Source organism: Halomicrococcus pelagicus, from assembly GCF_051917725.1.
Taxonomy (GTDB): domain Archaea; phylum Halobacteriota; class Halobacteria; order Halobacteriales; family Haladaptataceae; genus Halomicrococcus.
In genome coordinates, this window is sequence record NZ_JBQBLX010000003.1 from 442937 (window position 1) to 464544 (window position 21608).

The window sequence follows — 21608 nt, forward strand, 5'->3', positions numbered from 1 at the left end:
CTTTAATAGTGGCCGGTGCGTACGACCACCGATGACCGACCACGATTCTCGTCTATCTCGGCGCTCCCTCCTCCGGGGAGTCGGTGCTGTCGGAATTGGGAGCCTCGCCGGCTGCACCTCCAGTTTCGTTCCGTCGTCCGACGACGAAGAAACAGTCTCGCCTCGAACGACCGTATCGGGGCGGGCTGACGTGCGAAAGACGTCGACAGCGGCTCCCGGTGCGGTGTCACCGGCCGATACGTCGGCGCGAAACTGGCTGTACGACGGAGCGTTCCCCGGAGACGAACTACGCGTCACCGAGGGGGACGTCGTCCGCGTCGACCTGCAGAACCGCCTCTCGGCAGGGACGACGATTCACTGGCACGGCGTGCCCGTGCCGAACCAGATGGACGGCGTGCCAAACGTCACCCAGCAGCCGGTGCAGCCCGACGAGACGTTCACGTACAAGTTCCGGGCCGAACCGGCGGGGACGTACTTCTACCACAGCCACGTCGGCCTCCAGCTCGACCGGGGACTGTACGCGCCGCTCGTGATAGAGGAACGGTCTCCGCACGTCGAGTACGACCGCGAGTACACGCTCCTGTTCGACGACTACCTGACCCGACCGCCGGAACCGCTCGACGGTTCGTCGAACGGCGGCGGTGGCGGTATGGGCGGCGGCGGTGGCGGTATGGGCGGCGGGGGACCCGGTGGCGGTGGGATGGGCAACAGCGGAATGATGGGCGACCGACGCCCGCCGTACGCGGGGCTGCTCGTGAACGGTCGCCTTCCGGCGGATCCGGCCACCTTCGACGTACAGCAGGGGGAGCGCGTCCGCTTGCGCTTCGTCAACGCGAGCAGTGCGACGGCGTTCCGCGTCGGCGTCGCCGGTCACGAGTTGACCGTCTCGCACGCCGACGGACGTCCCGTTGACCCCGTGACGGTCGACTCGTTCGTCTTCGGTTCCGGGGAGCGGTACGACGCCGTCGTCGAAGCGACGAACCCGGGCGCGTGGGAGATTCAGGGGCAGGCACTCGACGGAGGTGAACGACCGGCTCGTGCGGTACTCCGGTACGGCGACGCGTCGACGTCGCCGACGCGCCTCGACTCGTGGGGACGGACGCTCCAGTACGGCGACCTGCGATCGAAGCGGATTCCGGAGGCGCTCCGCGGGAGTCCCGACCGAACGTTCGACCTGACGCTGTCGCCCGAGAGGGGCGGGTCGTACGGCTGGCTCATCGACGGGCAATCGTATCCGGACGCCGACCCGTTACAGATTCGGGAGGGCGAACACGTCCGAGTCCAGATGACGAACCGGAGTCCGGTGCTCCACCCGATGCACCTGCACGGGCACTTCTTCCGGGTCGGTGACGCGATGAAGGACACGGTCCTCGTGCCGGGCCACATGGGGACGGTGACCTTCGACTTCCTGGCGGACAACCCCGGCGACTGGCTGTTCCACTGCCACAACCTCTACCATCTGGAATCGGGCATGGCACGCGTCGTCGAGTACGTCCGATAAGGAGCCGTCGGTCGTCGGTCCAGCGGCCCCCTTCGCGACGGGGGGGCTCGAAGATACGAAGAGCCGTCGATGCGGTCCAGACGCCGTCGAGAGTCCGAACGCGACGGCGTCGCCGCTACCGTTCGTGCCGGAGGCGCTCGCGACGGGACTCGAACTCTTCCTCGGAGATGTCGCCGCGGGCGTAGGCCAGTCGCAGTTCTTCGAGCGCGGCGTCACCGCCGGACCCGTCCCCGGCGACCGCGCGATAGAGGACGTAGCCGAGACCGAGCACGACCAGCAGCGAGACGAGCATCATCCCCCATCCCCAGAGCGGCGTTTGTCCCCCGTATCCTTGCCCCATCATCCAGCCGCCCATCATCGGGAACGCGAACGCCATCATCAGCATCGGCGCGAACAGAATGACGGCGAGTATCACGATGACGAACCGCAGCCACGAGTCGTCGCGGTCTGCCGTAGTCATGTGAAATACTACCACACCGAGGTAGAAAGGAATATCGACCATCCCGGAGTTCGCTCCGGGGCGTCGGAACGAGGGTGCCGGAGCGGCTTAGTGAGTGCCGTCAAATATGGAGATACCGACCGATGTCCGAGGAACGACTGAGCGGCGCTCGACTGGCGAATCGATGGCTTCGTTGGTTGCTCGTGACCGGCAACCGTCTGACCGTTGCGGGTGCCTTGCTCGGTGGGGTGTTCCTCGTTTTTTCCGTGTTAACGTACGTCGACGTCCTCTCCGGTCGTCCGTCCAGCCCGATGTACTTCCTGTTCAGCGCGCTGCTCGGCGGGAACTTCACGCTCATCACGGTCGTGCTCTCCATCAACCAGCTCGTCCTTTCGCGCGAACTCGGCGCCCCCGGCGAGTTACGCCAGCGTCTCGAAGGGGCGCTCGAATACCGCGAGGACGTTCAGGCGCGTGCCGGATGGTCCGCAGGTCCCGTGAAGCCGGGTGAATTCCTGCTCTCCCTGCACGAATCGACCAGCGACCGGACCGAAGAACTCCGCGAGCAGGTAGCGGACACGACGGACGACCGCCTGCGAGAGCACGTCGAGCAACTCGTCGACGAGTTGCTCGAGGACGTGAGCAGGGTCACTCGGGCGCTCGACGCGGACTCGGCGCGAATCTTCACCGTCATCGAGGCGACGCTCGGAACGAATCACGCGACCCAGCTCCGCGATATAGATCGGATAGCGTCCGATTTCGACGACCGGCTTTCCGACGACCAGCGAGACCTGCTCGCGGCGATTCGAACGAACCTCCTCGACATCGACGTCGCACGGAAGTACTTCCGGACCGTCTACATAGAGAAGGAACTCTCCGTTCTCTCCCGAATACTCCTGTACGTCGGTGTCCCCGCGGAGGTCCTGACGGCCGTCGTGCTCGTCGTCTACGGCGGCGTGAAGACGACGCCGCTCACCGCGGGCTGGCTGAACTCGCTCGTTCCGGTCGCGATCGTTGCCGGGTTCGCACCGCTCGCCATCCTGTTTTCGTTCGTGTTGCGGCTCGCCTGGGTCGCCCAGCGCAACGCGTCGATAGCGCCGTTCACCACGTCGGACGAGGAACTCCGCTTCTGACCAGCGTCACGCCTTCGACTGGCACGACCTGCCGTGAGCGGAGACGACCGGTGCAGGCGAACGACGCGGCCGTCCGATACCCTCCGGGGACTTCCGTCCCGGCACGCCGCAGAGCGGACGCGGACCCGGGTCAGGCGGTGTCTGTTCCAGCGGTAGGCGGCGACAACTTAAGGAAGACGAGACCGCATCGAACGTCGATGTCCTCCACCTATCGACCGGAGTACGCGGTTCGCGACCCCGACGAATGTCCGACCGTCCGTCCGGCCCCGGGCGGCGACTGGGTCGCCGAGGACTCGGCCGGCCGTTCGGCGCGCGGCGGAACGCCCGCCGACGCGATAACCGCGCTCGGCCGCTGACCCGGGTCAGCGGCCGGGCTGGTCGGGAGCGACGTCCAGGCCGTCGGCGACCTCCCGGGCCCGCTCCCGGATGGCGTCGGCGTCGGCGACGACGACCTCGCCGTCCGCCTGGAGCACGTCGCCGCCGACCATCGTGAACCGCACGTCGTCGCCGTGCGCCGAGAAGACGAGGTGCGAGAGCGGGTCGTACAGCGGCGTCGCGCGCGTCTCGTCGGTCGTCAGGCCGACGACGTCCGCCCGCCAGCCCTCGTGGAGTTTGCCGACGCGGTCGAAGCCGGCGGCGCGAGCGCCGTTGACGGTCGCCATCTCGAAGATGGTCCTGGCCGGCGTCGCCTCCGGGTCGAGGTGTTCGACCTTCTGGAGGAGGCTCGCCTGGCGCATCTCGGTCAGGGGGTCGAGCGTGTTGTTACACGGCGGTCCGTCGTTGCCGAGCGCGACGTTGATACCGCGGTCGAGGTAGTCGACCACCGGCGCGATGCCGGACGCGAGCTTCATGTTCGAGGACGGGCAGTAGGTGACGTGCGTGCCGGTCTCCGCGAGCACCTCGCGCTCGCTCTCGTCGGTCCAGATGCAGTGTGCCAGCACCACGTCCTCGCCGGTCAGGCCGACCTCGTCGAGCCAGTGGATGTTGCGCCGACCGGTCTCGTCCTCGACGGTCGCCACCTCGTCGCGGTTCTCGCTTGCGTGGGTGTGGATGCGAACGCCGTCGTGGTCGTCGGCGACGGCGCGCGCGCCCCGCAGACACTCCTCGGTGCAGGAGACGGCGAACCGCGGCGTGACGGCGTACCGTATCCGGCCGTCGTTCGCGCCGTGGTAGCGCTCGATGAGGCGTTCGGTCTCCGCGAGGGCGGCGTCGGCATCCTCCTGCAGTCCGTCGGGTGCGCTCTTGTCCATCAGGACCTTCCCGAGGCGACCGCGGATGCCCATCTCGACGGCGGCGTCGAACGCCCGGTCGGCGTGGTGGACCGAGAGGTGGTCGACGCAGGTGGTCGTTCCGCTCTCTATCATCTCCAGGTAGCCGAGTCGCGCCGCGACGGACATCGCCTCGCCGTCGAGGCTCGCCTCCATCGGGAGGACGTGGTCGAAGAGCCAGTCGAGCAGTTCGGTGTCGTCGGCGATGCCGCGCCCGAGGCTCTGGACGGAGTGGACGTGGCTGCCGACGAATCCCGGCGCGAGCAGGTCGTACGACCGGACCTCGCGGTCGGGGTAGGCGTCGAGGACGTCCTCGCGCTCGCCGACTGCGGCGATGCGTTCGTCCTCGACCACGATGGCTCCGTCCTCGATGACCGTCGACGCGTCCGCGACGACCGTTCCGGTCAGTAGCATTCCTGTTACTCGCCGTCGTCACCAGTCCGCGTTCGGGCAAGAACGCTTCGGTTTCGCTCCCGCACCGCGTTCCCGCGACGCTCGTGCGTCGAGAATCTCCCGACCCGCGTCTCAGGCGCTCTCGGCCGTCGCGCGGTAGATGTCGTAGCACCGCTCCAGCACGTCGAGGCTCACGCTCTCCTCGTCGGTGTGGGCTTCGCCGGGTTCGGCCGCGCCGCAGACCACGCAGGTCGTGCCGGCGTCCGAGAGCCACCCCGCGTCGGTCGCGTGGGGTTTCGTCACCAGCTCCGGGGCCGCCGCCTGGGCGTCGCGGGCCGCGTCGAGCACCGTCTCGGCGAACGCGTCGTCGTCACAGCGCATCGGCGGGAGGTCCTGGTCGACGGTCCACTCCACGCCGTCTATCTCCTCGACCGCTTCGAGGTCGACGCGCTCGCCGGGCACGGTGCGCTCGTCGACCGTCACCTCGCAGGTCGCCGGGACGACGTTCCACGCGCTGCCGCCGTCGATTCCCGTGACCGCGACGCTGCCGGACAGTTCCTCGCCGAGCACCTCGGTCGTCGGGAACTCGCGCTCCCGGACCACGTCGACGGCGTCGCAGGCGCGGTAGACCGCGTTCTCGCCGGCCTCGGGTTCGCTGGCGTGAGCGGCCTCCCCGCGCGCGGTGATGGTACTCCCACGGCGTCCCTTGTGCGCGACCGCGACGTCGGTCACGCCCGGCGCGGAGTAGCCCGTCGACCCCTCGCCGACGACGGCGTAGTCCGGGCGGAACCCCGCGTCGATGGCCGCGCGAGCGCCCTCGCCGCCGACCTCCTCGCCGACGAAACTGGCGAAGACGAGTTCCGACGCGGCGTCGCCGGCCGGGTCCCGAACCTCGCTGTCCCGGAACGCCAGCATCGCTGCCGCCACCGCACCCTTCATGTCGGCGGTGCCGCGGCCGTAGAGGCGGCCGTCGCGCTCGGCGACCGCGTACTCGCCGTCCTCCATCTGGGCGTCGGCCGGCGGGACCACGTCGTGGTGGCCGACGAGCGCCAGCGACTCCCCGGCGTCGATCCCCCGGCGCGCGACGACGTTGCCGGCGTCGTCGCGGGTCACGTCGGCGTCCGTCTCGGCGCGAAGCCACTCCTCGATGCGGTCGCCCGCCGCCGTCTCGTCCTCGTGGCTCGGAATCGAGACGAGGTCGCGGGTGAGTTCGACCAGTTCGTCCATGACCGGGCCGTCGGCCCGGAACAAGTAGTACGCTGTGCCCCGTCGCCTACTCCCTCGCGTCGCCGAACCCCTCGTCGCTCAGGTCGGTCTCCTCCGGTCCCCCGTGGTCGATGTCCTTCTGGAGGGTGTGCATGCCGTTCCGGGCCTGCTCTATCTTCTCGACGGCGTCCGCACCCGCGTCGTGTCCGAGTTCCGAGAGTCGGTTGCGGAGTTCCCGGAGTTCGGACTCGCGGTCCGGCAGCGCGTCGAGGGCCGCCTTCACCTCCGCGAGGACGGCGGCGACGTCCGACCGCGCGGCGTTCCGTGCCTCTTCGAGGTCGTCTTCGACGTCGTCGACGCTGGTCACGTCCGGACGCACGGTAGACGACCGGAAAGCGGCGCTGGCCCGGCGTTCGCGGCCGTCGCCGGTACGTCCGACGAGCGGCCGTCCGCAGATAACAACGAAGAAACCTCTGGGGACAAACCTGCCACCATGCCCGAGGAGCGATGCGGGTACACGAACGAGGCGAGCACGCTGCCCGACGTCGGGGGCGTCTGCTGCTGGCGGCCGGTCTGGGACGAGACCGACCGCTGCGTCTGGCACGCCGACGTTTCCCAGAAGCCCGCGGACGCGCTGACGGCCGCCACCGGCCGTCGCTTCGACGGCGCCGTCTTCCGCGGCGTCTCCCTGAACGACGCCGAGTGGTTCTCGGGGCGGACGTTCGTCGACGCCCGGTTCGTCGACTGTAACCTCCGGAACGCGGATTTCACCGGCGCGGACCTCCGCGGCAGCCGGATTCGCGAGACGGACGCACAGTGGGCGACGTTCTGCGACGCGAACCTCGAAGCCGCGGAGTTCGACCGCTCCGACCTCCGGTTCGCGTCGCTGCAGCGGAGTCGACTCCACCACATCGTCTTCGCGAACGCCCGCGTCAACGAGGAGACGTCGTTCGGCGAGCGGGTAGTCTACGAGTCGGAACTGGCGGCGGTCGACGACGCGGACGACCGCAGCGAGCGGTTCGAGGCGGCGCGCTGGACGTACCGCGAACTCCAGCGCGTCGCCGAGAGGAACGGGTTGACCCGGTCGATGCGTCGGTACTACCTCCGCGAGAAGGAGATGCATCGGCGGCTCCTGTGGGAGTCGAGGGCGTACCTGAAGGCCGTCGCCGAGGAGGGCTGGCGATGGACGACGGCGTACGGCAGTAGCCCGTATCGAGTCATCGCGACCTCCCTGGTGGTCGTCGTCCTCTGTGCGATACTGTACCCGCTGACCGGCGGTATCCAGGAGACTGCCGGCGGGTTCGCCATCACCTACGAGGTCGAGAATCCCGGGACGACTCCCGGAAGCTTTCTGTCGCTCGTCTTCTTCAAGAGCCTGTACTTCAGCACCATCACCTTCGCGACGCTCGGGTACGGCGACATCCAGCCCATCGGCGAGTGGGCGCGGGTCGTGGCCGGGGTGGAGGCGTTGCTCGGTCACATGCTGCTCGCGCTGCTGATGTTCGTGCTCACGCGCACCATCGTCCGGTCGAACTGACGGCCGCGCCAGACCCGGGCGTCGGCGGCGCGGTCGGCCGTCGTACCGCGATTCACTCCTCCGTCGTCCGGGCCAGCAATCCCACGCTGGTCGGGCGGACGCGGTCCCACGCGGCGACGACGACGGCGCCGACCTGGTTGAACACGAGGTCGTAGACGATGTCGTCGAGGCCGTACTGGGCCAGCACCGCGTCGCCGCCGACGAGTTTCGAGAACAGTTCGGTGGCGAACTCCAGCATCTCCCAGAGCACGCCGAACGCCATCACGAACACGAGCACGAACGCGAACCGTAGCCATTCCGGGAGCGTCACCCTGTCGGAGTGGTGCTCGACCGTCCGGAACGTGGCGTACCCCGCGACGGCGACGATAGAGGCCGACAGCGCGTGCGCGAGCGAGTCGTACCACGGCACCGTCCGGTACGGCCCGAGCGCCCCGAAGGCGTGGACGGACACCGCGACGGTCAGCCACAGGACGAGGCCGCTCTCCATCCGAACGCCGTAGTCGCGTTCGAGCACCGCGGGCAGGACGGTGACGGCCAGTGCGATGCTGGCGTTGATCGTGATGTTCACGCTACCGCGATAGACCCCGACGCCCGCGATGGCGAGCATCCCGACCTGGAGCAGTCGGACGAGCGCGCGCTCGTGCCGGTCGGAAATGGTGGTCATTTGCCACCTCCGAGGGCGTCGGGCGCCCGGGCGTCGACCGACGCCCGCCTGCGGAAGTACAGTTCGAAGAGTCCGCCAGCGACGACGCCGGACGCGGTAGCGGCGACGAGGTCCCACATCAGCCCGTCCTGCGACCGGATGTAGTTGGTGCCGAGCCACTGGTCGGCGTGGAACTGGACGACGGCCCACGTGCCGGCGGCGGCCATCGTCGTCATCGCGACCAGCACCACCGCGAACCACGGCGCCAGTTCCGCGGACGTGAACGCCGACAGTTCGACGACGAGCGCCAGCGCCAGCGCCGCGACCCCGAGGTGCGTCGCGGCGTTCGCCAGCGATTCGGGGCCGAACGTCCGGGCGAGCGCCGGCAGCACCGCCAGCGCGATCACCTCCCACGGGAGCGTCACCGACGGGTCGCGGACGACCAGGGACGGCAGGACCAGGACGACCACCGCGACGCCGATGAAGCCGGCCCAGACCGGTTCGTCGCTCAGCGCGCTCTCGACCATCGCGAAGACAGCCGCGGCGACCAGCAGCCACGCCAGCGCCGCGTTCCGTTCCGGGTCACCCAGGAGCGCGTCGAGTCCAGCCATACACGAGACTCTCGTTCCCGGACGTTCAAGATAACGACCGATTCGTCCGCTCCGGGCGGCGCGGACGAGCGAGACCGGCCGAATCCGACCGCAGACCGGCGTCGGGAAGCGGCGACGGTCCGGACGCGACGGCCCGGAGAGCACCGGACGGGAACATTTATCAGCGAAGGTGCGCTCAGTTGAAGTATGAGCGTGACTGCGTCGGTAGTACGTCTCTAGCGCAGCAGCGCGAAGCGTCGCGCGTGTTCTCGCCGGACTACACGACAGCGACGGGATTCTCTCCACCACCAGCCAGATATGACTGACGTGCCAGACGACTACGAACCGGAACGCATCGAGCAGAAGTGGCGGACGGAGTGGCAGGAGTCGGGCGTGTACAGCCCCGACCCCGACGCCGACCTCGACTACGTCATCGACACGCCGCCGCCGTACCCCACGGGCAATCTCCACATCGGCCACGGACTCCAGTGGTGCTACATCGACTTCGCGGCCCGCTACCACCGCCTGCAGGGAGAGAACGTCCTCTTCCCGCAGGGCTGGGACTGCCACGGCCTGCCGACCGAGGTGAAGGTCGAGGAGAACCACGACATCCACCGCACGGACGTCTCCCGCGAGGAGTTCCGCGACCTCTGTGTCGAACACACCGAGGAGCAGATCGACTCGATGAAGGAGACGATGAACGCGCTCGGGTTCTCCATCGACTGGGACGCCGAGTACCGGACGATGGATCCGGAGTACTGGGCGAAGACCCAGCGCTCGTTCGTCGAGATGGACGACTACGTCTACCGCGACGAACACCCCGTCAACTGGTGTCCGCGGTGCCAGACCGCCATCGCCGACGCCGAGGTCGAGAACGAGGACCGCACGGGGACGCTCTACTACATCACCTTCGATGGGGTCGAGAACGAAGATCTCGAAATCGCCACCACGCGGCCGGAACTGCTCCCCGCCTGCGTCGCGATAGCCGTCGACCCCGACGACGAGCGCTACGCCGACCGCATCGGCGAGACGTTCGAGGTGCCGCTGTTCGGTCAGGAGGTCGAACTCATCGGCGACGACGACGTCGACGGGGACTTCGGGACCGGCGCGGTGATGATCTGCACCTTCGGCGACAAGCAGGACGTCGACTGGTGGGCCGAACACGACCTCGACCTCCGACCGGTCGTCACCGAGGACGGCCACCTCAACGACCTCGCCGGCGAGTTCGCCGGACTGACCATCGACGTCGCCAAGGAAGCCATCGCCGACGAACTCGACGAGGAGGGCTACCTCAACGACGCCGAAGAGACCGAGCAGTCGGTCGGTGCCTGCTGGCGCTGTGACACGCCCATCGAGATTCTCTCGAAGGAGCAGTGGTTCGTCGAGGTCCACAAGGACGAGATTCTCGAGCAGGCGGAGGAGGTCGAGTGGATTCCCGACCACATGTCCGCCCGTCTCGAAGAGTGGACCGAGGGGATGGACTGGGACTGGGTCATCTCCCGCCAGCGCGTGTTCGCCACGCCCATCCCCGCGTGGGAGTGCGACGACTGCGGCCACTGGCACATCGCCGACGTCGACGAGCTGCCGGTCGACCCGACGGAGGACGACCCTGCCGTCGGCGACTGCCCCGAGTGCGGGGCCGACGCGTGGGTCGGCGAGACGGACGTGATGGACACGTGGATGGACTCCTCGATAACCCCGCTCCACATCTCCGGGTGGCCCGACGACCTCGACCTGGCGGAGTTCGAACCGGTCGCGCTCCGCCCGCAGGGCCACGACATCATCCGGACGTGGGCGTTCTACACGCTCCTCCGCATCGCGGCGCTGACCGACGAGCACCCGTGGGACACCATCCTCGTCAACGGGATGGTGTTCGGCCCGGACGGCAACAAGATGAGCAAGTCCCGGGGCAACGTCGTCGCGCCGACCGAGGCCGTCGAGGAGTACAGCGCCGACGCCTTCCGGCAGTCGCTCGCGCTCGGCGGCCAGCCCGGTAGCGACATCCAGTTCCAGTGGAAGGAGGTCAAGTCCGCCTCGCGGTTCCTGACGAAGGTCTGGAACATCTTCCAGTTCGCCGCGAACCACTTCGACGAGGACACCGCCGACGTGTCTGACCCGGCGTACCGCGACGCCGACCGCTGGATACTCTCCCGGCTCTCCCGGACCGCCGACGCGGTGGAAGCGGACATGGAGGAACAGCGGTTCGACACCGCGCTCCGGACCCTCCGGGAGTTCGTCTGGGAGGACCTCGCGGACGACTACCTCGAACTCGTGAAGGGTCGCCTCTACGAGGGTCGCCCCGGCGAGCGCGACGCCGCCCGGCACGCGCTGTACACCTGCGTCTCCAGCGTCGTCCGGATGCTCGCGCCGTTCTCGCCGTTCCTCGCCGAGGAGATACACGACCACCTCCCCGGTACCGGGGAGAGCGTCCACCGCGCGCGCTGGCCCGACGTCGAGATGCACGACGAGGAGGCCGAGGAGGCCGGCGAGGTCATCGCCGAGGTCGCGAGCGAGGTGCGGGCCTGGAAGTCCGACGAGGGAATGGCGCTGAACGCCGACCTCGACCGCATCGAACTGTACGCCGACCTGGAGCGGGCCCCCGACACGTACGACCTGAGCGAGACGGTCAACGCGCCGGTCTACATCGAGGCGGGACGGCCGAACGTCGAACTCGTCCCGGTCGACGTCGACCCGGACCACTCGGCCATCGGCCCGGAGTTCCGCGACAAAGCCGGCGCGGTCGTCGCCGCGCTCGAAGCCGCCGACCCCGCCGAACTGAAGGCCCAGAAGGAGACGCACGGCGAGATAACGCTCGACGCCGACGGCGAAGAGGTCACCGTCGACGGCGACTGGATAGCGGTCGAGGAGGAGTACCGCGCCGAGAGCGGGGAGGAGGTCGTCGTGCTCGAAACCGACCACGCGACCGTCCTCGTGTTCCCCTGAGAGCGTCGCTGGTCGGGGTTCTATCGGGGTGAACCCGTTCCGACGTCGCTACGAGAGCGTGTTCGGGCTGGTCGTGATGCGTGTAGACGAAAGGCGTACCGCTCGGTACGGAGCTACACCGTTTCGGCCAGCGTTGATGGAACTCGCTCGACGGTCGTATTGCAGGTCGAACAGGTGTTTTTGTCCGTATCGATGTAGACCGCCTTGCAGTCAGGACGGTGAAACAGCGACGACCGTGACTCGTCCTGCAGTGTCGTCTCTGTGTCGTTCACCGATTCCTCCTGGTCCTCAGCGTCCCGGAACCTCCTACCGACCGACCTCGCCCACCTGACGATGAACTGCACAGTCGTAACCAGTGTCAGTCGCTCGCCATCGTCTGGAGGTGTGCCCGTACCTCGTCAGTTCGGTCCGCGAGCGTCACTCTCTGCTGGGTATCGTCGTAATCGATGAGTCCTGCTTTGGCCATCTTCGGAAGGTGATTGTGCTCGAGTGGAATTTCGATGGCGGCCCCATCGTCGCCCGAGTAGTTGGGTACCTGTCGTTGGGACTCCCACGCTGTGAGTTCCGTCGTCAGTTCACCCACCGAAACCGGCATTTCAGCGGTCTGGAGGAGGTGAAGTATAAATCGACGGCGTGGATTGGACAGGACGTCGAAGAGTTCGTCTCGCTGGTCGCCACCGACGTCGAACTCCGACGGGTCCGTTCCCGAGAATCGATTTGCCATACGTAACTGGTGAGCCTCGGGAGGGATAGGTGTTGTTTGGCAGATGTATTACCCATAACACATTCCGCAGTTTCCGGCCCTTCGTTTGCGGTTGCCACATCCTCTAGTGTGTGTTCCCGTATTTCGTCCCGCGGAAGTTCGGATTCCGCATCCTGTAAGCGACCAGTAACGAAGCTCACTCGTCTCGGTCGGTATCCTGCCCGTCGTACGGGTCGGTGAAGAAGAAGTGGTTGAACGGTTGCACCCGGCGCTGGCGCAGAATCTCCGAGCTCTCGATCGAGAGGCCAAGGTCGTGCATAGCGTCGGTGATACGGACAGTATCGGCAGTGTTAGTTCCGACGGCCTCGACGTAGAGGTTCCGATGACCGGTCAACGTTTCCCGAACGTCCACTACACCGCGAATGCCGAGTATCTGTTCGACCATCTCCGCCCGTTCCGTCGGCGGTGCCGAACAGACGAACATGACCTGGAGCGGGAGGTTCGCCTTCTCGTAGTCGATTTTCGGGTGGTAGCCTTGGATGATTCCATCGGCTTCGAGTCCTTCGATTCGATTCCGAACGGTGCTGGCGGACACATCGACCTTGTCGGCAATCTCTTGTGCGGTTCGGTTCCGCGCATCCATCTGGAGTTCGTGCAGGATACCTCGGTCCACGTTGTCCAGTTCGTCCATACCGATTCTCCGGGAGCCACACTGATAGGTTCCCGGCGTGACCTGCATCTCCCAGTAGCTCCAGCTCAACGGCGGCACACATTCCGTACTCACCGCTTGAATCCAACACACTCCGTACTCACCGCTTGAATCCAACACACTCCGCACTCACCGCTTGAATCCAACACACTCCGCACTCACCGCTTGAATCCAACACACTCCGCACTCACCGCTTGAATCCAACACACTCCGCACTCACCGCTTGAATCCAACACACTCCGCACTCACCGCTTGAATCCAACACACTCCGCACTCACCGCTTGAATCCAACACACTCCGCACTCACCGCTTGAATCCGACCGTTAGCCGAGTTTCGACAGAATCTCGGTTCTAATCCCTCGTCGAGGAACGTCGCCGGACGACCGGAACTCAGAGCACCTGGCGCTGGCAGGAACCGCAGAGGTTCTCCTCCTTCACGTCCACCTCGCGGACGGTCGGCGAGAAGTTCATCACGCAGCGGGAGTTGTCGCAGTGTTCGAGCCCCATGGTGTGGCCGATCTCGTGGACGACCTCCTTGCGGACGCGGTCGGAGAACACCTCGCCGGCGGACTTGGTGGTGATGCCACCGTCGGAGGAGGTCTGGAGGCGATACGTCGAGATGACGCTGCCGGCGCCGTCGAGGTAGGCGAGGCCGAAGACGTAGTTGCGGCGGCGGTAGAACAGGTCGCGGGGCGTGATGGCGATGTTCTTGTCGCCGGTACCGACGCGACCGGCGAGTTCGATGAAGTCCTCCGCGCGGTACTGGTCGCGGTTCGAATCGTGCGAACCGACCGGAATCTCCTGTCGTTCGTGAACTGTCACGTCGCAGTCATAGACGGACCGCAGTGCGGCAGAGGCCTCTCGCTTGACCCGTCCCGCCACGTCCCCCACGGGGACGATGTCAATCAGCATGGCAACGTCTATGGCCGGGCACCCCATAAACATCCCGCCGTGAAGCCCGCCACCCGAGACGCTCTCGTCGCACGACTAGCAGAGTTCGGACGGGTCGTCGAGGTCGGAATAGGTAATCGGCCTGACGTAGCCGCGGCGCTCGCGGACCGGGTCGCGGTGACCGCGACCGACGTGGTCCCGCGCGAGGTGCCCGAGGGCGTCCGGTTCGTCGTCGACGACGTGACCGACCCCTCGCCGGACGTCTACGAGGCCGCCGACGCGCTGTACGCGCTGAACCTCCCGCCGGAACTGCACCGGCCCGCACTCGCGGTGGCGCGCCGGCACGACGCCGTTCTCGCGTTCACGACGCTCGGGGCCGAACAGCCCGCGGTCCCGGTTCGACGCGAGACGATTCCCGGCGAGACGCTGTTCTGGGCGGGGGAGCGGGACGAGTCGCCAAGGTAGTTTACCCGGGCGCCCGAACCACCGGACATGATAGAACCGGACCTCTCCGGTCGAGTCGCACTGGTCACCGGCAGCGCCGCGGGCGTCGGCCGCGAACTGCTGCTGTCGCTCGCGGACTGCGGCGCGGACGTGGCGGTCCACTACCGGAACAGCGAGGCGGCCGCCCGCAACGTCGCCGACGCGGCACGTAATCGCGGAACCGCGGCCGCCGTCGTGCAGGGCGACGTGACCGACCCGGACGACGTGGACGCGCTCTTCTCGGCCGTCGAGGCCGACCTCGGGAGCGTCGACGTGCTGGTGAACAACGTCGGCCCGTTCGCGCCCGAGCACTGGGAGGAGATGTCGTTCGAGCGGTGGAACGCCGTCATCCAGGGGAACGTCAACGCTACCTACCTCTGTTCGAAGCGCGCGCTGCCGGCGATGCGCGAGCAGGGGTTCGGCCGCATCGTCAACGTCGGCTACGCCAGCTCCGAGAAGGGGCTGGTCGCACCGAAGAACGCGCCGTACTTCGTCGCCAAGGCGGGCGTGCTGATGTTCACCCGGATGCTCGCCGCCGACACGGACCGGGACGGTATCACGGTCAACGCCGTCTCACCCTACGTCGTCGAGAACTCCGACGTGTTCCCCGAGGAGCTGCCGCGGGGCCGGCCGGCGACGTTCGACGACGTCTCGCAGGCCGTCCGGTTCTTCCTGGAGGAGGACAGCGACTACCTCAGCGGCGCGAACGTGAAGGTCGACGGCGGGTGGCTCCCGGAGACGGTGTAGGCGTCGCGGCCCGCTCGCACGCGTTCGACGACGTCTCAGATGCGACAGCAGGCGCCGCTCGTCAGCTCCTCCTCGTCGACGTACGCCGTCAGGCAGGCGTAGTTACAGAACCGCCCGACGGGTTGGCGCTCGTCGTCGACGCCCTCGGCGACGAACACGGGGTCGTGGGCCGTCACGTCGCTGCCGCAGTAGGTGCAATCGTTGTTCACGGTCGCGATAGGGGCTCGGACGAAATCAATTCGTCCCTCGCGCCCCGGCCTTTTTTGAGCCGTCCGCCGTAGGTCCGGGCGTGTCTCAGGGGACGACCGCCGCCCAGCGGTTCTACGGCCGATGGGCGAGGCTCTACGACCTGCTTGCGTCTGCGACGCCCGGCCTCGCGCGCCTGCGAGACGTCGCGGTCGACCGGCTCGAACTCTCGCCGGGCGACACCGTCGTCGAGATGGGCTGTGGCACGGGCGCGAACTTCCCGCACCTGCGCGAACGCGTCGGGCCCGCCGGTCGGGTGGTCGGCGTCGACTTCACGGCGGGGATGCTCGCGCAGGCCCGCGACCGCGTCGAGCGCGAGGGGTGGCGGAACGTCCACCTCGTTCGGGCGGACGCCGCCGCGTTCGAGCCTCGCGAGCGGGTCGACGCGGTGCTGGCGACGTTCGTCGTCGGGATGCTGGACGACCCCGGCGCGGCCGTGAACCGGTGGGCAGACGCGGTTCGGCCCGGCGGCAACGTCGCCCTGCTCGACGCGGGCCAGAGCGGTCGCCCGTACGCGTGGCCGGTGAATCAGGCGTTCCGCGGTCTCGTGCTGGCCTCGACGCCCGGCGGCCGCTCGGGGTTCGAGGAACCGCCGTGGGCGGTGCTGGACGACCGCGTCGCCGCGGCGCGGCGCGCGCTCTCCGAACGGTCGGTCGCGGTCGCGGACAGCGAACACGTTCTCGGAGTGGTCAGGATAACGGGTGGACGGCTTCCCTGACGGTCGCGGAGCGAGGTCAGGGACGCGGGGCCGCCTTCTGCATCGCGGTCTCGGCGACGTTACCGCCGTAGTCCGCACACCGGGACAGGGAGTCGACGACGAGCCGCAGTAACTGGGACTGCTGGGCGTCGAGGTCGCGGATGAGGTCGCTGACGTGGCGGTTGTGCTCGTCGATGCCCCGCACGCGCTCGCGGGCGTCGTTCGCCAGTTCGGTCGCCTCGGGGCCGTCGTCCTCGAACAGCGCGTCCATCGCCATGTCGACGACCTCCGTCGAGTCGTCGTGGAGTTCCCAGAGCGCGTCGGCGACCTCCTCGGGAATCTCCTCCAGGTCAAGCGACAACTGGGCGATCTTGGCCGCGTGGTCGGCGATGCGCTCTAGCTGTCGGGCGCTGGAGTGGAAGTCGAAACACGTCTCCCGGGGGAGGCCGATGTCGGCGGCGGCGCTGGGGTTCCGGAGCGCGGAGCGGAACACGCGCGCCACCATGAACCAGAGGCGGTCGACGTCGTCGTCGCGCTCGATGACGTCGTTGGCGAGTTCGTCGTCGTTCTCCACCAGGGCGGTCAGGGCGTCCTCCAGCATCGTCAGCGCGACGAGGCGGATGCGGGTGACGGCGTTGTGAATCGACAGCTCCGAGGAGTCGAGCAGGTCCTGGAGCACAACCCGGTCGCCCGTCTCCTCGATGACCTCCAGGCCGACGAGTCCCTGGGTGGCGTCGCGGATGACGCGGCGCTGGTCGGCGTTGATCCTGGGCGTTTCGAGGCTGATGACGTCGAACCCGCTGACGTAGAGCGTGAAGACCGTTCGAGTGAGGTTCGCTCCTTCCAGTCCCGTGATGTCGAACGTCCCCTCGATGGTGTCGTTGGCGGACTCGGGTGACAGCAGCATCGAGTCGCCCTCCGGATGGAACTCGACCTTGCTTCCGGCTTCGATGCCGTTCTCGTTCGCCCAGGATTTCGGAATCGAGACCGTGTACGTGGAACCCCCCGTCACCTGCACTTTCCGCGTTTCCATGGTCGTGAGTGGTGACCCCCCGACAATAAAAGTGACTCTATCTATATACCTGGAGAACCGAACCGATTATCCGCGTTATACTTGGAGAATTATAGACCTTTTCGGTACGAAAAGACAACGCTCGTCGTCCTACGATAGGGCCTCCTGGGCGTATGTTCGCCATCCGTCGGACGTCGCGGGGCACTCCGCATCCTCGGATTTCGTTTGACTATGGACGACTATATAGAAATAATAGAAGGGTATTTACTCGTTCTTCGGCAATCCCTACCCGATGCGGAAGAGTCCTGTCGACCGTCGAACGGTACTGCTCGCAAGCGGCGCTACCGCCGCGTCGCTCGCCGGGTGTATCAGTACGAGTCCGACTCCCCCCGGGAGTGGAGGAAGCGAGGGCAACGGCCAGGGTGGCGGGTCCGGTGGGTCGGCCGAACAGCTCAAATCAGGGGGCTCCTCGACTGTCTATCCTATCGTCAGCACCGCAGGCTCCTACTGGAACTCCAACTACCCGCCGGACGACGAGGAGTACTGGGGTCCCGAGCAGTACGGCATTCAGACCGACAAGAACCTCGCGGAGTACTGGGCCAGCAAGTACGGCCTCACGACCGACGGCGGGGGACAACCGTTCGGCATCAGCGTCGGTCTCAGCCACTCCGGCACGGGTCTCGAAAAGCTGGAGAAGGGACAGCTCGACATCGGCAACGCGAGCGCGCCGGTCGACGCGGAACTTCCGGACGCCAGCAAGGAGAAACTGAAGAAGTTCACCAATCACGTCGTCGGCGTCGACGCCCAGCCCCTCGTCGTCAGCGAGTCCATCGCCAAGGCGGGAGTGAAGATGCTCACCGCCGACCAGGTGCGGAAGATATACCGCGGTAAGATCGACAACTGGTCCCAGATTCCCTCGTACAACGGCGAGGACAAGGAGATCCAGGCGATCGGACGGGCCAAGGGCTCCGGGACCGACACCGCCTTCCGGACGAACATGCTCGGCAGTCCGGACGCGTCGATGGGTGGCGTCGACGTGCGCAAAGGCCAGAACCAGCAGGTGAAGACGCTGGTCGAGCAGTCGAACAACGCGATCGCGTACCTGGCGCTGGCGTTCGTCGACAACTCGACGCACGCGATCAAGCTCAAGTTCCAGGGGAAGGTGTACGAACCCGGCAAGAACCTGTCCGAGAAGAACTACCCCCTCTCGCGCGACCTCCACTGCTACACGTGGGAAGGGACGTCGAAGAAGGAGGCCGCGTTCCTGCGGATGATAATCAGCGACTACGGGCAGAAGAAGTTCGTCAAGCCGGAGGGGTACGCGAAGCTCACCAAGAAACGGCAGAAAGAACAGATGAAGAAGCTACCCGACGCCGAACAATAATGCTCGACAACACCATCCGGGTGCAGTCGGTTCGTGCGTCCGTCGAGGGGATGGACCGCGGTGCGCAGGTCGTGAGCGGCCTCGCCGGAGTGGGCGCCCTCGCGGCGCTGTTCGCGTTCCTGGTAGCCCCGTCGTTGACGGTGTTCCCGGTCATGCTCTTCGTCGGTGCCGTCGGCTACGGCTGGTTCGCTCACCAGGAGAGCATGGCGAAGTTCCTCATGTTCCTGATGACGACGTCCACCCTCGTCACGTTCGGCCTCATCGTCGTCTTCCTGGTCGCCCGGTCGATTCCCGCGTTCGAGCTGATGGGCGTCGAGATTCTCACCCGGACCGCCGACCCGTTGTGGGACGACGGCGTGTACTCGCTGGTCCCGATGATCTGGGGGACGCTCGTCACGACGCTCATCGCGACGCTCATCGCGGGTCCGCTCGGCATCGCCGGCGCGCTGTTCATCAGCGAGATAGCACCCGGATGGGCGCGCGAGATAATCAAGCCCGCCGTGGAGATGCTCGCCGGCATCCCCTCCATCGTCTACGGGTTCATCGGCTTCGTCATCATCAACACCTACATGATGGAGGAACTCTCGCTGCCGACGAACGGTAGCCTGTTCGCGGTCGGGGTGGTCATCGGCGTGATGGCGCTCCCGACGGTCGTCTCCGTCGCCGAGGACGCCGTCTCGAGCGTCCCGGAGTCGATGAAGAGCGGGTCGCTCGCGCTCGGCGCGACCGACTGGCAGACGACGAAGAGCGTCACCATCCCGGCGTCGTTCTCCGGCGTCTCCGCGGCCGTCCTCCTCGGAGTGGGCCGCGCCGTCGGCGAGACGATGGCCGCGACGGTGATGCTCGGGCACATCCAGGAGCTTCCGGACCCGCTCTCCGACGTGTTCGGGAACACCGAGACCCTCACGAGCCTCATCGTGAGTCAGTACGGTAACGCCAGCAGTACCCAGATGTCGGCGCTGTTCGCCGCCGGGGTCGTGCTGTTCGTGACCGTACTGGTGCTGAGTATCGCCTCCCAAGCGGTCGAAGCGCACATGCAGCGCAAGCTGGGTGGGAACCAATGAGTTACGAGAGTCGAACCATCGCGGAAGCCGACACGTCGGGCTACGAGCGCGCCGCCGCTGCGCTCGTCGGCCTCGGAATCCTCTCGATGGTCATCGGATGGACGACGCTGTTGCAGTGGACCGGAACCGACGGCACGATACTCGGCGTCTCCCTGTTCGACCTCTTCGGCGGGACGTTCGCGCTGAGCGGCCTCGGCGTGCTCGCCCTGGGCCTGGCGTCCCGGTTCGGGACGCTCGACACGACGCCCGACGACAGTGCCGGTGTCGTCACCGGGGGCTTTTTCGGAGTCGTCGGCGCGGTCGCGGGCGGCACGTTCGCGGCCCAGACGCTCGGGTTCGGCGTCGTCGGGTGGCTTCCCGTCGCGCTGGCCGCCGGGTTCGCGACCGCGGCCATGACTGTCGTCCCGCGCGAGGACGTCGGGTCGACGCTTCCCGCGGGGGGACTGGCCCTGCTCGTTGGACTGCTCGTGCTCGGCGGCGTTCTCACGCCCGAGTGGGAGTGGGCGCCCGACGGATTCTCGGCCGAACTCGCCGGAACCGTCGCGGTACCGCTGCTGGCTATCTTCGTCGGGCTGATAGTCGCCTGGGCGGCGGCCAAGGCCCACGAGGGATTCGGCACCCGGGGCCGCCAGACCGGCGCGCACATGCTCATCGGCATGAACGCCTTCGGGATGCTCGCGATCCTCCTCCTGGTCATCATGTTCGTGGTCGTCCGCGGCGCGGGCAAGATGACGCAAGGCATCCAGGTCGGACTGTTCACCGGTCCGGTGTTCTGGTTCCGCATGCCGGGTCTCGGCGAGTACGTCATCCTCGAGGCTCCCGGCCTCTGGTTCCACTGGCCGTTCGCGATGAACGGCTTCACGCTGTCCAACCAGATGAACGGCGTGTTCCCGTCCATCGTCGGAACGTTCTGGGTGGTGCTCGGAGCGGTCCTGTTCGCGGTGCCGCTCGGCGTCGGCGCGGCCGTCTTCCTCACCGAGTACGCCGAACAGGGCGGATTCACCAGCGCCGTCGAGGTGGCGACCAACGGCCTCTGGAGCACGCCGAGCATCGTCTACGGGCTGTTCGGCTACGCGTTCCTCGTTCCGCGACTCGGCAACAACACCTCGCTTCTCGCCGGCCAACTGGTGCTCGGGTTCATGCTGCTGCCGCTGGTGCTCATCACCAGTCGCGAGGCGATCAAGACGGTCCCCGACGAGTACCGGGACGCCAGCGCCGCACTCGGCGTGACCAGGTGGGAGACCATCAAGAGCGTCGTGCTCCCGGCGGCGATGCCCGGCGTCATCACCGGCGTCATCCTCGGCGTCGGTCGCATCGCCGGCGAGACGGCACCGCTGATCCTGGTGATGGCCGGTGGACTGCGCGCTCCGGCGCCGAACGTGCTCGGGGCGTTCCGGTTCACCGCCAGTCCGCCGTTCGTCGAGAACCCGGCGCTGTTACAGAGCGCGAGCGCGCTCCCGTACAAGCTGTACGCGTCCATCACCAGCGGAGTCGTCGGCAACGACCCCGGCTTCGGCTGGGCGACGGCGCTGATACTGTTGCTGCTGGTGCTGTCGTTCTACGCCGTCGGTATCGTCTCTCGAATATACTTCCGGAGGAAACTCGAACAATGAGCAACGCACAGATTTCGACCCCAGACGACGACGGACAGCAAACGACCAGCGGCGAGAGCGAAGAGGAGGTACAGGACGCGTGGACCGACTACGAGTTCCGCGGCGAACCCAAACTCTCGGTCGAGGACCTGGACGTCTACTACGGTGACGACCACGCGCTGAAGGGAGTGTCGATGGACATCCCCGAGAAGAGCGTCACGGCGCTCATCGGGCCGTCGGGATGCGGGAAGTCGACGTACCTGCGGTGTCTCAACCGGATGAACGACCGCATCGACGCCGCCGAAGTCGACGGGTCGGTGACCCTCGACGGCGAGGAGATCTACCAGGACGGCGTCAACCTCGTCGAACTCCGCAAGCGCGTGGGGATGGTGTTCCAGTCGCCCAATCCGTTCCCCAAATCCATCCGGGA

24 protein-coding genes are annotated in these 21608 nt (G+C 67.0%); 12 read left to right on the plus strand and 12 right to left on the minus strand.

Features of this window, described 5'->3' with window-relative positions:
* Positions 1 to 31 precede the first annotated feature (31 nt).
* Positions 32 to 1501 (plus strand): multicopper oxidase family protein, encoded by a 1470-nt coding sequence (locus ACTF4R_RS11505; RefSeq protein ID WP_440007960.1) that lies wholly within the window; start codon positions 32 to 34, stop codon positions 1499 to 1501.
* Between the two features lie 115 nt (positions 1502 to 1616).
* On the opposite strand, the gene ACTF4R_RS11510 is transcribed toward ACTF4R_RS11505, so the two are convergent.
* Complete coding sequence (locus ACTF4R_RS11510; protein ID WP_440007961.1) at positions 1617 to 1961, minus strand: SHOCT domain-containing protein; 345 nt, start codon at positions 1959 to 1961, stop codon at positions 1617 to 1619.
* A gap of 122 nt (positions 1962 to 2083) precedes the next feature.
* Between ACTF4R_RS11510 and ACTF4R_RS11515 the strand changes: the two genes are divergently transcribed.
* On the plus strand, positions 2084 to 3070 hold the full coding sequence (locus ACTF4R_RS11515; RefSeq protein WP_440007962.1) for a DUF7972 family membrane protein: 987 nt from the start codon (positions 2084 to 2086) through the stop codon (positions 3068 to 3070).
* Between the two features lie 197 nt (positions 3071 to 3267).
* Positions 3268 to 3426, plus strand: coding sequence for a hypothetical protein (locus tag ACTF4R_RS11520; RefSeq protein ID WP_440007963.1), 159 nt, complete (start codon positions 3268 to 3270; stop codon positions 3424 to 3426).
* A 6-nt stretch (positions 3427 to 3432) separates the two neighbouring features.
* Here ACTF4R_RS11520 and ACTF4R_RS11525 read toward each other — a convergent pair whose 3' ends face one another.
* From ACTF4R_RS11525 to ACTF4R_RS11535, 3 genes are all read right to left on the minus strand, one after another.
* Positions 3433 to 4752, minus strand: coding sequence for a 5'-deoxyadenosine deaminase (locus ACTF4R_RS11525; RefSeq protein WP_440007964.1), 1320 nt, complete (start codon positions 4750 to 4752; stop codon positions 3433 to 3435).
* Positions 4753 to 4863: 111 nt separating this feature from the next.
* Positions 4864 to 5958: a M20 family metallopeptidase gene (locus tag ACTF4R_RS11530; protein ID WP_440007965.1), complete on the minus strand. Its 1095-nt coding sequence runs from the start codon at positions 5956 to 5958 to the stop codon at positions 4864 to 4866.
* A 46-nt stretch (positions 5959 to 6004) separates the two neighbouring features.
* Complete coding sequence (locus ACTF4R_RS11535) at positions 6005 to 6304, minus strand: DUF7553 family protein (protein WP_440007966.1); 300 nt, start codon at positions 6302 to 6304, stop codon at positions 6005 to 6007.
* Positions 6305 to 6430: 126 nt separating this feature from the next.
* Between ACTF4R_RS11535 and ACTF4R_RS11540 the strand changes: the two genes are divergently transcribed.
* Positions 6431 to 7474: a pentapeptide repeat-containing protein gene (locus tag ACTF4R_RS11540; protein WP_440007967.1), complete on the plus strand. Its 1044-nt coding sequence runs from the start codon at positions 6431 to 6433 to the stop codon at positions 7472 to 7474.
* A 52-nt stretch (positions 7475 to 7526) separates the two neighbouring features.
* Here the strand turns inward: ACTF4R_RS11540 and ACTF4R_RS11545 are convergent, their stop codons facing one another.
* Both ACTF4R_RS11545 and ACTF4R_RS11550 read right to left on the minus strand, forming a co-directional pair.
* Entirely contained in the window at positions 7527 to 8138 is a 612-nt protein-coding gene (locus ACTF4R_RS11545; RefSeq protein ID WP_440007968.1) for a DUF2238 domain-containing protein, read from the minus strand.
* Complete coding sequence (locus ACTF4R_RS11550) at positions 8135 to 8728, minus strand: DUF2238 domain-containing protein (RefSeq protein WP_440007969.1); 594 nt, start codon at positions 8726 to 8728, stop codon at positions 8135 to 8137. The genes ACTF4R_RS11545 and ACTF4R_RS11550 overlap by 4 nt, the downstream gene beginning before the upstream one ends.
* A gap of 297 nt (positions 8729 to 9025) precedes the next feature.
* Here ACTF4R_RS11550 and ACTF4R_RS11555 point away from each other — a divergent pair, with 297 nt between their 5' ends.
* Positions 9026 to 11650, plus strand: coding sequence for a valine--tRNA ligase (locus tag ACTF4R_RS11555; RefSeq protein ID WP_440007971.1), 2625 nt, complete (start codon positions 9026 to 9028; stop codon positions 11648 to 11650).
* A gap of 113 nt (positions 11651 to 11763) precedes the next feature.
* Here ACTF4R_RS11555 and ACTF4R_RS11560 read toward each other — a convergent pair whose 3' ends face one another.
* The 4 genes from ACTF4R_RS11560 to ACTF4R_RS11575 form a co-directional block, all read right to left on the minus strand.
* Positions 11764 to 11994 carry a hypothetical protein gene (locus tag ACTF4R_RS11560; RefSeq protein ID WP_440007972.1) on the minus strand — a complete coding sequence of 77 codons (231 nt, stop codon included), beginning with the start codon at positions 11992 to 11994 and terminating at the stop codon, positions 11764 to 11766.
* 14 nt (positions 11995 to 12008) lie between these two features.
* Positions 12009 to 12374, minus strand: a complete 366-nt coding sequence (locus ACTF4R_RS11565) for a DUF7344 domain-containing protein (protein WP_440007973.1) — start codon at positions 12372 to 12374, stop codon at positions 12009 to 12011.
* Between the two features lie 175 nt (positions 12375 to 12549).
* Positions 12550 to 13044 (minus strand): Lrp/AsnC family transcriptional regulator, encoded by a 495-nt coding sequence (locus ACTF4R_RS11570; protein ID WP_440007975.1) that lies wholly within the window; start codon positions 13042 to 13044, stop codon positions 12550 to 12552.
* A gap of 408 nt (positions 13045 to 13452) precedes the next feature.
* Entirely contained in the window at positions 13453 to 13974 is a 522-nt protein-coding gene (locus ACTF4R_RS11575) for an archaemetzincin family Zn-dependent metalloprotease (protein WP_440007976.1), read from the minus strand.
* A gap of 39 nt (positions 13975 to 14013) precedes the next feature.
* Here ACTF4R_RS11575 and ACTF4R_RS11580 point away from each other — a divergent pair, with 39 nt between their 5' ends.
* Positions 14014 to 14418 (plus strand): UPF0146 family protein, encoded by a 405-nt coding sequence (locus ACTF4R_RS11580; protein ID WP_440007978.1) that lies wholly within the window; start codon positions 14014 to 14016, stop codon positions 14416 to 14418.
* Positions 14419 to 14445: 27 nt separating this feature from the next.
* Positions 14446 to 15183: an SDR family NAD(P)-dependent oxidoreductase gene (locus ACTF4R_RS11585; protein ID WP_433625688.1), complete on the plus strand. Its 738-nt coding sequence runs from the start codon at positions 14446 to 14448 to the stop codon at positions 15181 to 15183.
* Positions 15184 to 15218: 35 nt separating this feature from the next.
* On the opposite strand, the gene ACTF4R_RS11590 is transcribed toward ACTF4R_RS11585, so the two are convergent.
* Complete coding sequence (locus ACTF4R_RS11590) at positions 15219 to 15392, minus strand: hypothetical protein (RefSeq protein ID WP_440007980.1); 174 nt, start codon at positions 15390 to 15392, stop codon at positions 15219 to 15221.
* 80 nt (positions 15393 to 15472) lie between these two features.
* On the opposite strand from ACTF4R_RS11590, the gene ACTF4R_RS11595 reads away from it, so the two are divergent.
* On the plus strand, positions 15473 to 16147 hold the full coding sequence (locus ACTF4R_RS11595; protein WP_440007981.1) for a class I SAM-dependent methyltransferase: 675 nt from the start codon (positions 15473 to 15475) through the stop codon (positions 16145 to 16147).
* A 16-nt stretch (positions 16148 to 16163) separates the two neighbouring features.
* On the opposite strand, the gene ACTF4R_RS11600 is transcribed toward ACTF4R_RS11595, so the two are convergent.
* Positions 16164 to 17159, minus strand: a complete 996-nt coding sequence (locus ACTF4R_RS11600) for a PhoU domain-containing protein (protein ID WP_440007982.1) — start codon at positions 17157 to 17159, stop codon at positions 16164 to 16166.
* A 271-nt stretch (positions 17160 to 17430) separates the two neighbouring features.
* Between ACTF4R_RS11600 and ACTF4R_RS11605 the strand changes: the two genes are divergently transcribed.
* From ACTF4R_RS11605 to ACTF4R_RS11620, 4 genes are all read left to right on the plus strand, one after another.
* Positions 17431 to 18522: a PstS family phosphate ABC transporter substrate-binding protein gene (locus ACTF4R_RS11605; RefSeq protein WP_440007984.1), complete on the plus strand. Its 1092-nt coding sequence runs from the start codon at positions 17431 to 17433 to the stop codon at positions 18520 to 18522.
* Entirely contained in the window at positions 18522 to 19586 is a 1065-nt protein-coding gene (gene pstC / locus ACTF4R_RS11610) for a phosphate ABC transporter permease subunit PstC (RefSeq protein WP_440007985.1), read from the plus strand. The genes ACTF4R_RS11605 and pstC overlap by 1 nt, the downstream gene beginning before the upstream one ends.
* Positions 19583 to 21199: a phosphate ABC transporter permease PstA gene (gene pstA / locus ACTF4R_RS11615; protein WP_440007987.1), complete on the plus strand. Its 1617-nt coding sequence runs from the start codon at positions 19583 to 19585 to the stop codon at positions 21197 to 21199. Before pstC ends, pstA begins: the two co-directional genes overlap by 4 nt.
* Positions 21196 to 21608: phosphate ABC transporter ATP-binding protein (locus ACTF4R_RS11620; RefSeq protein ID WP_440007989.1), on the plus strand; the 413-nt coding region annotated here is incomplete at its 3' end. The genes pstA and ACTF4R_RS11620, both read left to right, overlap by 4 nt.

Bases quoted from the DNA above. Each gene is read 5' to 3' on its own strand.
- ACTF4R_RS11505 (WP_440007960.1), top strand. From the start codon at position 32: ATGACCGACCACGATTCTCGTCTATCTCGGCGCTCCCTCCTCCGGGGA.
- ACTF4R_RS11515 (WP_440007962.1), top strand. From the start codon at position 2,084: ATGTCCGAGGAACGACTGAGCGGCGCTCGACTGGCGAATCGATGGCTT.
- ACTF4R_RS11555 (WP_440007971.1), top strand. From the start codon at position 9,026: ATGACTGACGTGCCAGACGACTACGAACCGGAACGCATCGAGCAGAAG.
- ACTF4R_RS11540 (WP_440007967.1), top strand. From the start codon at position 6,431: ATGCCCGAGGAGCGATGCGGGTACACGAACGAGGCGAGCACGCTGCCC.
- ACTF4R_RS11510 (WP_440007961.1), bottom strand. From the start codon at position 1,961: ATGACTACGGCAGACCGCGACGACTCGTGGCTGCGGTTCGTCATCGTG.
- ACTF4R_RS11545 (WP_440007968.1), bottom strand. From the start codon at position 8,138: ATGACCACCATTTCCGACCGGCACGAGCGCGCGCTCGTCCGACTGCTC.
- ACTF4R_RS11570 (WP_440007975.1), bottom strand. From the start codon at position 13,044: ATGGACGAACTGGACAACGTGGACCGAGGTATCCTGCACGAACTCCAG.
- ACTF4R_RS11585 (WP_433625688.1), top strand. From the start codon at position 14,446: ATGATAGAACCGGACCTCTCCGGTCGAGTCGCACTGGTCACCGGCAGC.
- ACTF4R_RS11520 (WP_440007963.1), top strand. From the start codon at position 3,268: ATGTCCTCCACCTATCGACCGGAGTACGCGGTTCGCGACCCCGACGAA.
- ACTF4R_RS11605 (WP_440007984.1), top strand. From the start codon at position 17,431: ATGCGGAAGAGTCCTGTCGACCGTCGAACGGTACTGCTCGCAAGCGGC.
- pstA (WP_440007987.1), top strand. From the start codon at position 19,583: ATGAGTTACGAGAGTCGAACCATCGCGGAAGCCGACACGTCGGGCTAC.
- ACTF4R_RS11565 (WP_440007973.1), bottom strand. From the start codon at position 12,374: ATGGCAAATCGATTCTCGGGAACGGACCCGTCGGAGTTCGACGTCGGT.
- ACTF4R_RS11575 (WP_440007976.1), bottom strand. From the start codon at position 13,974: ATGCTGATTGACATCGTCCCCGTGGGGGACGTGGCGGGACGGGTCAAG.
- ACTF4R_RS11600 (WP_440007982.1), bottom strand. From the start codon at position 17,159: ATGGAAACGCGGAAAGTGCAGGTGACGGGGGGTTCCACGTACACGGTC.
- ACTF4R_RS11550 (WP_440007969.1), bottom strand. From the start codon at position 8,728: ATGGCTGGACTCGACGCGCTCCTGGGTGACCCGGAACGGAACGCGGCG.
- ACTF4R_RS11525 (WP_440007964.1), bottom strand. From the start codon at position 4,752: ATGCTACTGACCGGAACGGTCGTCGCGGACGCGTCGACGGTCATCGAG.
- pstC (WP_440007985.1), top strand. From the start codon at position 18,522: ATGCTCGACAACACCATCCGGGTGCAGTCGGTTCGTGCGTCCGTCGAG.
- ACTF4R_RS11530 (WP_440007965.1), bottom strand. From the start codon at position 5,958: ATGGACGAACTGGTCGAACTCACCCGCGACCTCGTCTCGATTCCGAGC.